This window comes from uncultured Pseudoxanthomonas sp. (assembly GCF_947498795.1).
Taxonomy (GTDB): domain Bacteria; phylum Pseudomonadota; class Gammaproteobacteria; order Xanthomonadales; family Xanthomonadaceae; genus Pseudoxanthomonas_A.
In genome coordinates, this window is record NZ_CANMLQ010000005.1 from 190,523 (window position 1) to 202,648 (window position 12,126).

A 12,126-nucleotide genomic window follows, 5' to 3' on the forward strand; every position below is an offset into this window, starting at 1 on the left:
GGGCATCGGCGTGGCGACGCCGCCATGCAGGCGCCTCAGCGAATGGCGGAATCCTGCGCCGCCGCAGGCGTCAACGCGGCGGTCGCCTGCGCGGGAGCGCCCGGCATGGCGGTGTCGGCATCGGGCTTGGGCGCGCCCGGTGCGAGCAGCTTGCCTTCGCCCTGCAGCGCTTCTTCCGCTGCCTTCGTCATCACCACGATGCTGATGCGGCGGTTGATCGGATTCTGCGGATGTTCCTTGTCGAACAGGACCGACGACGACAGGCCGACCACGCGCGATACCTTGTCCTCGTGCATGCCGCCCACCACCAGCGCGCGGCGCGCGGCGTTGGCGCGCTCGGCGCTGAGTTCCCAGTTGGTGTAGCCGCGGTTCGACGAGTACTGGGTGACGTCGGTATGCCCGGTGATGCTGATGTGGTTCGGCACCTGGTTGATGAAGCCGGCCAGCTCGCCCAGGATCGCCTGCGTATAGGGTTTCAGCACCGTGCCGCCCAGGTCGAACATCGGCCGGTTCTGCTGGTCGACGATCTGGATGCGCAGGCCTTCCGGGGTGAGGTCGAGCAGCAGCTGGTCCTTGAACGGCTCCAGCGCCTGGCTCTTGCCGATGGCTTCCTCCAGCGCCTGCATCAGCGTCTCCAGGCGCTGCTTCTCCTGCGCTTTCTGCTGTTCTTCGGACACCTGGTCCGCATCGCCCGGCGGCTTGTCGAACGGGTTGTCGCTTTCGCCCTTCGGCAGGTCCATCGTGCCGCCCAACTTGATCATGGACGTACTCGCGCCGCCGGGACCGGCAGGACCGGGGGCAGGCGAGAAGCTCTTGCCGCTCAGCGGGCTGGGATTGCGGAAATATTCCGAGATCGCCGCGCGTTCCTTGTTGGTGGTGGCGCCCATCAGCCACATCACCAGGAAGAACGCCATCATCGCGGTCACGAAGTCCGCGTAGGCGACCTTCCACGAGCCGCCATGATGGCCGCCGCCGGCGACCTTCTTGACCCGGCGGACGATGATGGTGGGACGTTGCTCGCTCATCGCCGCAGGCTTACTTGTTGGCCTTCAGGTGCGCTTCGAACTCGGCGAACGGCGGGCGCACGTCCGAGGGCAGCGTCTTTCGGGCGAACTCCAGCGCGACGGCCGGGTTGTAGCCGCGCAGGCAGGCGAGCAGGGCGGTCTTCACCGACTCGTACATGCGGCTGTCCTGCTCCACCTGCGCCTCGATGGCGGCGGCCAGCGGCGAGACGAAACCATACGCCAGCAGGATGCCGAGGAAGGTGCCGACCAGCGCGGCGGCGACGTGCGCGCCGACCGCGGCGATGTCGCCGCCGATCGAGCCCATCGTCACGATGATGCCGAGCACCGCGGCCACGATGCCGAAGCCGGGCAGGCCATCGGAGACTTTCTGCAGCGCATGCGCCGGCGCCATCGCTTCGTGGTGGTGCTTCTCCAGCTCCAGCTCGAGCAGCGGCTCCAGTTCGTGCGGTTCGATGTTGCTGCCCACCATCAGGCGCAGGCACTCGGTCAGGAAGTCGAGCAGATGGTGGTCGGCGAGGATCTTGGGGTACTTCTGGAACAGCGGACTGTTGGTCGGGTTCTCGATGTGCTCTTCCAGCGACATGAAGCCATCGCGGCGCGCCTTGTTGAGCATTTCGTGGATCAGCGTCAGCACGTCGAGGTAGTCGGACGACTTGTACTTCGCGCCCTTGAAGACCGACAGCGTCGCCGAGATCGTGCTCTTGACCACCTTGGTCGGATTGCTGGCCATGAACGCGCCCAGCGCGGCGCCGCCGATGATGACCAGCTCGAAAGGCTGCCACAGGGCGCCGAGCTTGCCGTGCGAGCCGAGGTAGCCGCCGATCACGCTCAGGGTGACGATGATGAAGCCGACGATGATGAGCATGGCGACACGAGGCAGGGGTGGGGTTCCCTCTGGATCGGCCCGTCCACCGGTTTCTTGAGGGGCGACCGTTCGTCGGGATGGCCCCGGGAGTGACCTTCGGCAGGGTTGACTACAATTGTCGTCACGGGCATGTTGACGACAACTGTAGTCACAAGGCGATCCCATGCCCGGCAAGGCCCGCAAGTCCATCGGCGACCAGGAACTGGCGCTGCTGCAGCACCTGTCCGAACACGGCGAGGCCAGCGTCGGCGAGGTGGCCGCCGCGTTCGGCGAACCGCGCGGCCTTGCCCGTTCCACTGTGCTGACCATGATGGAGCGGCTGCGGGCCAAGGCCTACCTGCGCCGTCGGCCCGTGGACGGCGTGTACCGCTACGCGCCGGTGGCCCAGTCCGACGATGTCATGCGCACGGCGGTGGGCAGTTTCGTGGAGAAGACCCTGCAGGGCTCGCTTTCTCCCTTCGTCGCGTGGATGTCGCAACGCTCGGAAGTGAGCGACGACGAACTGGCCGAACTCGAAGCCCTGGTGGCCAACCTGCAATCCAAGCGGAAGGAGAGCTGAGATGGGCCTGGCCGCCTTCGCTGACCTGATCGCGTCGCGCCTGCTCGCTGTCGGCGGGCAAGCCGTGCTGCTGGCCGCCCTGGTCTGGGCGCTGTGCCGGTTCCTGCCCCGCCTCGATGCGCGCACGCGGGCCTGGCTGTGGTGGCTGGTCGCCACGCAGATGGTGGTGGGCCTGGTCTGGCACGCCCCGGTGGGGTTGCCGCTGTTGCCGGCGGAGCCCGCCGTCGCCCCCGTGGTGATGGCGATGACGGCGGAACCCTCGGCGTCTGCCGGAACCACGATGACGGTCGTGCCGACGGCAACGACGCAGGCATCGCAGATCGACACCGGCGTGCTGCTGCTTGCGGCCTGGCTCGCCGGCATCGCGGTGATGCTGGCCACCACACTGCGCCACGCCTGGCGGCTGCATGGGCAGATCGCACGCGCCCGTCCGTGTCGCGACCGCCGGGTACGCGCGGTGTACGACGTGCTGGTGGGCCGACTCGACATCGCGACAGCGCCCGAACTGATGGTCAGCGACGAGATCGATTCGCCGATGCTGGCCCGCCCCTGGCGCCCCGTGCTGATGCTGCCGGCCACCGGCATCGCCGCGATGAGCGACAACGACCTGCACATGTCGCTGCACCACGAACTCGCGCACCTGCAGCGCCGTGACCTGTGGTGGGCCTGGATGCCGGCGCTAGCGCAGCACCTGTTCTTCTTCCATCCGGTCGCGCACCTGGCCGCGCGCGAATACGCCTTCGCCCGCGAGGTCGCCTGCGATGCCGCCGTGCTGCAGGACGAACAGCACGCCGCCCACGACTACGGACGCCTGCTGGTGAAGCTGGGCGTCTCCCACACCCCGACACCGGCACTCGCCGGCGCGTCCCCCACGTTCCGCATCCTCAAGAGGAGACTGCTGATGCTGCAGTACACCGCTTCCCCCCTCCGCGCCAGCGCGCTGGCCCTGACCCTTGGCATCGTGCTGCTGGGCGTGGTGCCGTACCGCGTGATCGCCAGCGGCACGCCGGCCGCGCCTCCGGCGCCTCCCGCACCGGTGGTGCCGATCGTCGTCGCGCCCGCGCCACCGGCCACGCCCACCGTGGCGCCGTCCCCGCGCGCCGCGCCCCGTGCCGTCGTGGTCGCCGACGCGCGCGACATGCCGGCCCCTCCAGCCCCGCCCGCTCCCCCCGCAGCGCCGACCATCGCGCCGCCGGCACCGCCGCCGCCGCCCACGCTCCGCACGCGGGGCACCTTCAGCATCAGTGATACGCGCGGCGGCGATGCCTACGTGCTGATCGAAGGCGACGACGTGACGATGGCGGGCCACAGCGACGACATCCGCACCGCCCAGCGCCTGCGGCAGGGCAAAGCCCCGGTGCTGTGGGTGCGGAAGAACGGCAAGCAGTACGTGGTGCGCGATGCCGCCACGGTGCAGCGGATGAAAGACGCGCATGCACCGGTCCATGCGCTGGGCGAGCAGCAGGGCAAGCTCGGCGAACAGCAGGGGGCGCTCGGCGAACGCCAGGGCGAGCTGGGCTCGAGACAGGGCGAGCTGGGCGTGAAGATGTCGGAGATCGCGCAGCATCAGGCCGCCGCCGCGCTGCGTGGCGACGACACCCGCGATGCCGCCAACGACCGCCGCATGAAGGCGCTGCAGGACGAACAGGAGGCCTTGGCCCGCCAGCAGGAGGTCCTCGCCCGCCAGCAGGAGCCGCTCGCGCGGCAGCAGGAGGCGTTGGCGCGCAAGCAGATGGCGGCGACCGACAGGCTGCAGCGGGACGTCGATCGCCTGCTGGACGAGGCGATCCGCAGCGGCAAGGCGCAACAGCTCTGAGTGCCCCGTAGAGCGGAGCTTGCTCCGCTGCTCTCCGGCTCCACCGGGGGATTGAAAGACCAAGGAGCCGAGCGAGCTCGGCTCTACGGCATCAGGGGTCTGCCGCGTGGCCGCTCCACTGCGCGCGCGCGATGCGGATGACCGCACGGACCTGCTCGCGGTCGCGGTGGCGGGAAATGGCCAGAGCCCCCAGCCGCAGCGCGTCCTCGCGCAGTTCTTCGGTCAGGTCGTAGTGCGCGCCGCTGCGCTTGTCCTGGAACGCGCGCCGCGGCACGCCCAGCCGTTCCGCCATCGCGTGCAGTTCGTCCAGGGTGTCCGCCATCAGGTGGGCCCAGCGGCGGCCGCGCCACACGGTGACCGCATCGTCCACATAGACGCTCATCGGGGCGTGGTGGCCTTCGGCGGCCGCACCATGCGGTCCATCAGGTGCTCCAGCGTCGCCGGCAGATCGCCGCAGCGCCCCATGTGCACGGGCGAGGTCTGGATGATCGAACTGCGCTTGGCGGTGAGCCAGTGGAAGCGCGCGCGCGGGGGCAACAGTCCGATCGGCGCGGCCGCTTCGCCGCCGCGGCAGATCGCGGGAATGGTCTGCAGGTGGCGACGCAGCGATTCGATATCCATCGCGGGATCGAGCGCGCGCAGGCGCGCCTCGTCCAGTTCGATGCGCGCCTCGAGGAAGCCCGCGCGCTCGCACGACAGGATGATGCCGACGTTGACGAACTCCTCGCGCTCCACGCGCGGGACCACGCGGATCACCGCGTAATCGTACGTTTCAGCCGCGTGCACGGATCGCCTCCTGCACGAAGGCGCCACGCTGCGCCACCCGACGGACCAGGTACTCGACGTAGGCGGCGCGCTGCGTCGCGGGGTCGCCGAAGCCATCGGGGCCTTGCAGCCAGGCGTCGGGTACCTCGGCCACGATCGTTGCGATCACGTCGTCCGCCAGGGCCGATGCCAGCTCGCCATCGACATCGGCCAACCGGGACGCCCAGCGCAGCAGCACGTGGTCGTGGATCAGCGGAAACGGCTTGCCGGCTCCGGTGGTATCGCCATCCCAGCCGTGGTGGAAATACAACGCCGCCCCATGGTCGATCAGGTAGAGCCGGCGGTGCCACATCAGCAGGTTGGTGTTGCGCGCCGTGCGGTCGACATTGCTGATGAAGGCGTCGAACCAGACGATCCGCGAGGCGAGGTCCGCGTCGGGCTGTTCCGCCACCGGATCGAAATTGACGGCGCCGGGCAGGTAGTCCATCGCCAGGTTGAGCCCTGCACTGGCCTTGATCAGGTCCTGAATCTCCGGATCGCCTTCGGTGCGGGCGAGGTCGGCATCCAGGTCCATCAGTGCCAGGTGGGGCATCGGCAACTTCAACGCCTTCGCCAGACCGCCGGCGATCACTTCCGCCACCAGCGCCTTCGGTCCCTGGCCGGCGCCGCGGAACTTCAGGACATACAGGCCGTCGTCGTCGGCCTCGACCACGGCAGGCATCGAGCCGCCTTCGCGCAGCGGGGTGACGTAACGGGTGGCGATGCGGAGGGGAAGCGTCATCAGGCCGCTAGGATAGCGCGGCCGCACGGGACGCTCAGGTCGAGCGCGCCACGCCCATGCGCCGCAGCAGCCCGTAGACCAGCGCGCTCGAGGCCACGCCCAGCAGCAGCGCGAACGCCAGCCCGTGGGAGCTGTGCGCGAACGGCAACCCCGGCAGGTTCATGCCGAACAGGCCGGCGACCAGGCTCGGCGGCAGCAGCAGCGCGGTGATCATCGACAGCACGTAGAGATGCCGGTTGGTGCGTTCGGCGAGCTTGGCGGCCACTTCGTCCTGCAGCAGGCGCGCACGCTCCTGCAGGGTGCCGACATCGCCGTCGAGGTCGTCGAAGCGCTGGTTGAGGCGCGCGATGGCGGACAGCAGTTCGTCGTCGGCATCCCCCGCGTGGCGTTGCTCGAACGGCTTCAGCACGCGCCGCATCGCGGTGAGCGGCCGATGCAGGCGCACGGTCTGGTGGCGCAGCTGGGCCAGGTCGCGTCGCTCTTCGCCGATGCTGTCCGCCAGCACGCGGTCCTCGATGCGGTCCAGCCGGGTCGACAGCCCGTCGCTGCTGCGCTCGACCGTGTCCGCGAAGCGACTGGCCACCAGTTCCAGCAGGCGCACCGGCGTCTCCGCAGGTGCGCCTGCGATCAGCGCGCGGCGCGCCGCTTCCACCGACCGCAGGGCTTGGCGGCGTGCGGTGACCAGCAGGTGTTCCGTCATCGCGAAGTGCAGCCAGCCGATGCCGTCGTCGCCCCGCAGCTGGCCCTCGGCCGCCAGGTCGACGCCACGCTGGTGCACCCAGTCGACGAAAGCCCCATGGATCGCGCGGCCTTCGCGTTGCAGGTTCACGTGCGAATCCGGCGACAGCAGTGTGTCGCGCGCGTCGTCGGGGATCGGCAGGCACGCCACCACCTGCGCGCTGCGCACGTCGCTGAGGTCCAGGTGCACCCAATGCCAGCCTGCGTTGGGCGCGCCCGGCGCACCGAAGCCGGTGGATGCGGCGTCGAGCGCGTGCGCGCGCCCTTCGCCATCGAACCGGTACAGCCAGAGCGCACCCGGCAGCCCGCCAGGGGGCGCCGTTAACGCGTGCGTGTCGGAGGATGCGGCCATGCGTGACCGCCGGACGACGGTGGGATGACGGTCAGGCTACCGCCGTCATGTGCCCGTCCCGTGACAGCGGCGGCGCTAGCCGGCCGGTTGCGCTTCCGCGCCGCCGCGCTGCAGCGGATCCGGGAGCGGCTCGCCTTGTGGCGTGAAGGCCAGCGAGACCGAATTCAGGCAGTGCCGCTCGCCGGTCGGCGGGGGACCGTCCGGGAACACGTGGCCCAGGTGCGACTGGCAGCGCGCGCAGACGATCTCCGTCCGGACCATGCCATAGCTGGCGTCGCGGATGCGGCCGATGTGCGCCTCGTCCACGGGCTGGAAGAAACTCGGCCAGCCCGTGCCGGAGTCGAACTTCGCGCTGGAACGGAACAGCGGCAGGCCGCACAGGCGGCAGGTGTAGGTACCGTCCTGCTTGTTGTCCAGGAACACGCCGCAGAACGGCGCTTCGGTACCGTGCTGCAGCAGCACCCGACGCTCGTCTTCGCTGAGGCCGGCGATCAACGCCGTGCGCTGGGCATCGGAGGGCGGGGTGAGGTCGAAGGTAGTCATGGACGTGCTCCGCGGGAGGGATGTCCCCGATATGGTGCCGCCACCCGCATGCCACAACCCTGGTTTACCATCGCCGCGTTCCCCGGGGAGATGGCACGGATGCGATGGAGCTTGGCCTTGTTGATGGCGCTGGTGCTGCCCGCGGCGGCGCATGCGCAGGCCCCCGACGCGCCGCCGCGCGTTGCGCCCGCCCCGGGCTGCCTGGATGCCCGCCAGATGGCGGAAGTGCGCCAGGCTTCGTCGACGGAACTGGCCGTGCAGGGCCGCGACGGGCAGCGTTTCCGCATCGCGCTGTCCAGCGGCTGTCCGGGCGCCGGCGGGGACGATGCCGTCCTGCTGGCCCGCGAAGGCTGGGTGTGCGGCACCGGGAAGGAATATGTGCGCATCGGCGAAGCGACCTGCGCGGTGACGGCCATCGCCACCATCGATGCACGCGAATACGCCGCGATGGCGCGTGCCGCGACGGTGCCGGCGGACGATGGCCTGACCACGCTGGAGACGGTGGAAGTGCGTGCGCCGAAGCGGCGCGGTTTCGCCGGTTCTTCGAGCTTCTGCTTCAACCCGCGCTACCTGCGCGCGTGGTCGGAGGACAGCCAGGGCATGCTGGTGGAGCTTTCGCCGCGACGTTCGGGTGGACACCGTTACTACCGGGTCGAGCTCGCACAGAGCTGCCCGGATCTGGATTCGGCACCGGCCATCACCTTCCGCTCCGGCGTGGGCATCGGCCTCATCTGCGGCAATCCCGGCGACCGCGTCGTCGCCCAGGACAGCGGCGGCAACAGCCTTTTCGATTCGGGCAACGCGGATGCGTGGATCCCCGGCGACGAGCGGCGCTGGTCGCGCCGTGGCATACGGGTGCAGTGTTCGGTATCGGCGGTCTATCCGCACGAACCGGCGCCGCGCGATGCGGCGCCGTGAGCCCCGGGATCAGGGCGTCGAGGTCAGCGCCGCGTTGGCCTTGAACTCGCGGCGCAACCAGTCGTCGACCATGCGCTTCTCGTAGCGCAGCGCATCACTGCTGTTGAGGTTGGATCCGGTCAGGAAACCATGGTCGACGAGCTTGCGCTCGCCTTCGGCGATCACCTGCCCGTCGGGACCCTTCACCACGAAGTTCAGCTTCATGCGCGGCGGGTAGATGTCCTTGACGATGCGGATGTGGTCCATCCCCGTGCGCACGACCGGCTCATAGCGGCCGGCACGCTCGATGTCGGTGATGGTGATGTCCAGGGTCTGGCCACGGGCGAGACGCTGGCCGGCTTCGTCGCGCAGATAGGTCGCCAGATCCGTGACCCACGTGCCGCGCTCTGCTTCCCAGCGGTTGCCGCTGTACTTGAGCTCGCTGAAGGCGGCCGGATCGGTCCAGCTGACGCTCACTGCGCCGCCTTCGGTGGGTACGCTGCGCGGCAGGCCAGGATCGGTGACGTTCCTGGATCTGGCCATGCCGGGTACGGCGATGGCCAGGGCGACGACGGCGGTAAGCAGCAGGGCAGGCGCCTTCATGGCGGGTCCTCCGTAGGTGTCACACGAGAGTGTGCGCCCGCGCAGGAGGGGGAACAACCGGCCTGCCCCGCGTCGTGGCGCGACGTTCAGTCACGGTTTCCGGACGGTTCAGAGGTTGCGCAGGCGCTCGACATCGCGCACCGGTGGAGCACCGAACATGCGGCTGTACTCGCGGCTGAACTGCGACGGGCTTTCGTAGCCGACGCGGTGCCCGGCGCTGGCGGCATCCAGCACTTCGCTGAGCATCAGCCGGCGCGCTTCCTGCAGGCGCAACTGCTTCTGGTACTGCAGCGGGCTCATCGCGGTGACCGCCTTGAAGTGGTGGTGCAGGGCCGAGGCGCTCATGTGCACCTCGCGGGCGATGTGGTCGATGCGCAGCGGTTTGGCGTAATGCTCGCGCAGCCAATGGATCGCTTTCGCCACGCGCTGGCCCTGGCTGTCGGCGATGCCGATGTGGCGCAGCATCGCGCCCTGCGGGCTGCACAGCACGCGGTACAGGATTTCGCGTTCGACCAGCGGTGCGAGCAGCGGGATGTCGCGCGGCGTATCGAGCAGTTTCACCAGCCTGGTCGCCGCGTCCAGCATCTCCACGCTGCTGGGCTGGAGGAACAGCCCGCGCGACGGCGGCGGCAACGGTGCCTGCGCCGATTCGGCCTCGGTGACCATTTCGGCGATGGTGGCGGCCGACAGTTTCAGGATCAGGCACAGGTACGGCGCCTCGGCGGACGCTTCGACCACCTGGCCGGTCACCGGCAGGTCGACCGAAGCCACCACGAAGCGGCTGGCATCGTACTCGTAGACCTCGTCGGCCAGGATCGCGCGCTTGGCGCCCTGCACGATCAGGCACAGCGCGGCTTCCTGCACCCCACGCATCGGCAGCTGCATGGGCGCGCTCAGTCGCGAGAAGTTCAGGGCCGGGATCGCCGTGGTGTGGAAACCGTCCGTGCCGGTGGATCGTTCAATCAGCGCGGCGAGTTCGCGGACGCGGTCATCGAGCGGGGTGGGCGAATCGGGCATGGGAACGCCTGTGGGGTGGACGTGGGGCATGCAGCGAGTCTACGCAGTGGATCCGGCGATGGAATGGGATAGACCGGGCGCTCGCAGGATCAGGCAAGGATCGTGGAGGAACCGGATATCGACGCATCGGCAGCGGCGCCCAGACTGCGCCCCGTCCCGGCGCACCCCGCGCCGTGTTTCCCCCAAACGAGGTATCCCATGTCCGGAATCGAAGGAAAAGTCATCGCCATCACCGGTGCCAGCAGCGGCATCGGTGATGCCACCGCACGCGAACTCGCCCGTCGCGGTGCGAAGGTGGTGCTGGGCGCACGCCGCACCGACCGGCTGGAAAAGCTGGTCGCCGGGATCGAAGCCGCCGGCGGCACCGCCCGCCAGCGTGCGCTCGACGTCACCCGACTCGACGACGTGCAGGCCTTCGTCGACTTCGCCCGCAGCGAGTTCGGCCGGCTCGACGTGATCGTCAACAACGCGGGCGTGATGCCGCTGTCGCCGCTGGCCGCGCTGAAGATCGACGAATGGAACCAGATGATCGACGTCAACATCCGCGGCGTCCTGCACGGAATCGCCGCTGCGCTGCCGGTGATGCAGGCACAGGGCGGTGGCCAGATCATCAACGTCGCGTCGACCGCCGGCCATCGCGTGTGGCCCAGCGCGGCGGTCTACTGCGCCACCAAGCACGCGGTGCTGGCCATCTCCGAAGGCCTGCGCCAGGAGCATGACGATCTCCGCGTCACCGTGGTGTCGCCGGGCGTGACCACCAGCGAACTGGCCGAGACCACCAGCGATGCCGGCATCAAGGCGTGGCTTGAGGATTTCCGCCAAGTCGCGATTCCCGCCGAGGCCGTCGCGCGGGCCATCGCCTATGCGGTGGAGCAGCCGGACGACGTCGATGTCAGCGAAGTCATCGTGCGGCCTGCCGCGAGCGCGAACTAAGCGTTCCATCGCGAGGGCTTGCCGTTGCAGTGGCGGGGGAGTGCAATGGCGCACTCCCCCGTTTCAGGACCCTCGTCATGGAATACCGCTATCTCGGCGCCTCCGGCTTCCGCGTCCCCGTGCTCTCCTTCGGTACCGGCACCTTCGGCGGGCAGGGCGCCTTGTTCAGCGCGTGGGGCAGTACCGACGTGGCCGAAGCGCGCCGCCTGGTCGATGTCTGCCTCGACGCCGGCCTGAACATGTTCGACAGCGCCGACATCTACTCCAAGGGTGCGGCCGAAGAGATCCTCGGTGAAGCGATCAAGGGCAGGCCGCGCGACTCGCTGATCATTTCCACCAAGGCCACGTTCCGGTTCGGCGACGGCGAAAACCAGGTGGGTTCTTCGCGCCATCATCTGATCCACGCCGTGGACGCTGCTCTCAAGCGTCTGGGCACCGACTACATCGACCTGTTCCAGCTGCATGGCTTCGATGCGCGTCCGCCGGTCGAGGAAGTGCTGTCCACGCTCGACACGCTGGTGAAGGCCGGCAAGATCCGCTACCTCGGCGTGTCCAACTTTTCCGGCTGGCACCTGATGAAGTCGCTCGCCGCCGCCGATCGCCACGGGTGGACGCGCTACGTCGCGCACCAGGCGTACTACTCGCTGGTCGGTCGCGACTACGAATGGGAGCTGATGCCGCTGGGCGTCGACCAGGGCGTGGGTGCGGTGGTCTGGAGTCCGCTGGGATGGGGCCGCCTCACCGGCAAGATCCGCCGCGGCCAGGCGCTGCCCGAGACCAGCCGCCTGCAGTCCCAGGCCGCCAACGATGCCGGTCCGCAGGTTGACATGGACTATCTGTACGACGTGGTCGACGCCCTGGACGCGGTCGCGCAGGAAACCGGCAAGTCGATCCCGCAGGTCGCGCTGAACTGGCTGCTGCAGCGGCCCACCGTCAGCACCGTGGTGATCGGCGCGCGCAACGAGGAGCAGCTGAAGCAGAACCTCGGCGCTGTGGGCTGGAACCTCACCCCGGAGCAGGTGGCGAAACTGGACAAGGCCAGCCAGCGCCCGAAGCCCTACCCCTACTGGCACCAGGCCGGCTTCGCCTACCGCAATCCCACGCCGGTCTGATCGTGCCGCACAACGGAATCCCCGCGGGAGCGACGTAAGTCGCGACCGCGCCCATACCCCGTGCAGAAACAAGAACGCGCAGCAGCGCGCCCTTAAAAGAAAACATCGGCTTTCCGTGAG

Annotated in this window: 14 protein-coding genes; 5 read left to right on the forward strand and 9 right to left on the reverse strand. The window is 69.1% G+C overall.

Annotation, left to right across the window (positions count from 1 at the left end; genetic code table 11):
• Positions 1-35: 35 nt before the first annotated feature.
• Together motB and motA are read right to left on the reverse strand one after the other, a co-directional pair.
• Positions 36-1,025, reverse strand: a complete 990-nt coding sequence (gene motB / locus Q0907_RS13550) for a flagellar motor protein MotB (protein WP_296278949.1) — start codon at positions 1,023-1,025, stop codon at positions 36-38.
• A gap of 10 nt (positions 1,026-1,035) precedes the next feature.
• Positions 1,036-1,890 carry a flagellar motor stator protein MotA gene (gene motA, locus Q0907_RS13555; protein ID WP_056880755.1) on the reverse strand — a complete coding sequence of 285 codons (855 nt, stop codon included), beginning with the start codon at positions 1,888-1,890 and terminating at the stop codon, positions 1,036-1,038.
• Between the two features lie 163 nt (positions 1,891-2,053).
• Here motA and Q0907_RS13560 point away from each other — a divergent pair, with 163 nt between their 5' ends.
• On the forward strand, positions 2,054-2,449 hold the full coding sequence (locus Q0907_RS13560; RefSeq protein WP_056880756.1) for a BlaI/MecI/CopY family transcriptional regulator: 396 nt from the start codon (positions 2,054-2,056) through the stop codon (positions 2,447-2,449).
• A gap of 1 nt (position 2,450) precedes the next feature.
• Positions 2,451-4,265 carry a M56 family metallopeptidase gene (locus tag Q0907_RS13565; RefSeq protein WP_299345645.1) on the forward strand — a complete coding sequence of 605 codons (1,815 nt, stop codon included), beginning with the start codon at positions 2,451-2,453 and terminating at the stop codon, positions 4,263-4,265.
• A 91-nt stretch (positions 4,266-4,356) separates the two neighbouring features.
• On the opposite strand, the gene Q0907_RS13570 is transcribed toward Q0907_RS13565, so the two are convergent.
• From Q0907_RS13570 to msrB, 5 genes are all read right to left on the reverse strand, one after another.
• Positions 4,357-4,647 carry a DUF4031 domain-containing protein gene (locus tag Q0907_RS13570; protein ID WP_299345646.1) on the reverse strand — a complete coding sequence of 97 codons (291 nt, stop codon included), beginning with the start codon at positions 4,645-4,647 and terminating at the stop codon, positions 4,357-4,359.
• Positions 4,644-5,051, reverse strand: coding sequence for a DUF3037 domain-containing protein (locus Q0907_RS13575; protein ID WP_299345648.1), 408 nt, complete (start codon positions 5,049-5,051; stop codon positions 4,644-4,646). Before Q0907_RS13575 ends, Q0907_RS13570 begins: the two co-directional genes overlap by 4 nt.
• Positions 5,038-5,811: a HipA family kinase gene (locus Q0907_RS13580; RefSeq protein WP_299345650.1), complete on the reverse strand. Its 774-nt coding sequence runs from the start codon at positions 5,809-5,811 to the stop codon at positions 5,038-5,040. The genes Q0907_RS13575 and Q0907_RS13580 overlap by 14 nt, the downstream gene beginning before the upstream one ends.
• 34 nt (positions 5,812-5,845) lie before the next feature.
• Entirely contained in the window at positions 5,846-6,901 is a 1,056-nt protein-coding gene (locus Q0907_RS13585; protein WP_299345651.1) for a CorA family divalent cation transporter, read from the reverse strand.
• A gap of 75 nt (positions 6,902-6,976) precedes the next feature.
• Complete coding sequence (gene msrB / locus Q0907_RS13590) at positions 6,977-7,444, reverse strand: peptide-methionine (R)-S-oxide reductase MsrB (RefSeq protein WP_296278956.1); 468 nt, start codon at positions 7,442-7,444, stop codon at positions 6,977-6,979.
• Positions 7,445-7,543: 99 nt separating this feature from the next.
• On the opposite strand from msrB, the gene Q0907_RS13595 reads away from it, so the two are divergent.
• A complete protein-coding gene (locus Q0907_RS13595; protein ID WP_299345653.1) occupies positions 7,544-8,362 on the forward strand; it encodes a hypothetical protein in 819 nt (272 codons plus the stop codon).
• A 9-nt stretch (positions 8,363-8,371) separates the two neighbouring features.
• Here the strand turns inward: Q0907_RS13595 and Q0907_RS13600 are convergent, their stop codons facing one another.
• Positions 8,372-8,944, reverse strand: coding sequence for a DUF3016 domain-containing protein (locus tag Q0907_RS13600; RefSeq protein ID WP_299345655.1), 573 nt, complete (start codon positions 8,942-8,944; stop codon positions 8,372-8,374).
• A 108-nt stretch (positions 8,945-9,052) separates the two neighbouring features.
• A complete protein-coding gene (locus tag Q0907_RS13605) occupies positions 9,053-9,961 on the reverse strand; it encodes an AraC family transcriptional regulator (RefSeq protein WP_299345657.1) in 909 nt (302 codons plus the stop codon).
• A gap of 198 nt (positions 9,962-10,159) precedes the next feature.
• On the opposite strand from Q0907_RS13605, the gene Q0907_RS13610 reads away from it, so the two are divergent.
• The gene (locus tag Q0907_RS13610; RefSeq protein ID WP_296278960.1) at positions 10,160-10,894 is read left to right on the forward strand and encodes an SDR family oxidoreductase; all 735 of its coding nucleotides are present in this window, start codon (positions 10,160-10,162) and stop codon (positions 10,892-10,894) included.
• Positions 10,895-10,971: 77 nt separating this feature from the next.
• Entirely contained in the window at positions 10,972-12,006 is a 1,035-nt protein-coding gene (locus tag Q0907_RS13615) for an aldo/keto reductase (protein ID WP_299345659.1), read from the forward strand.
• Positions 12,007-12,126 lie beyond the last annotated feature (120 nt).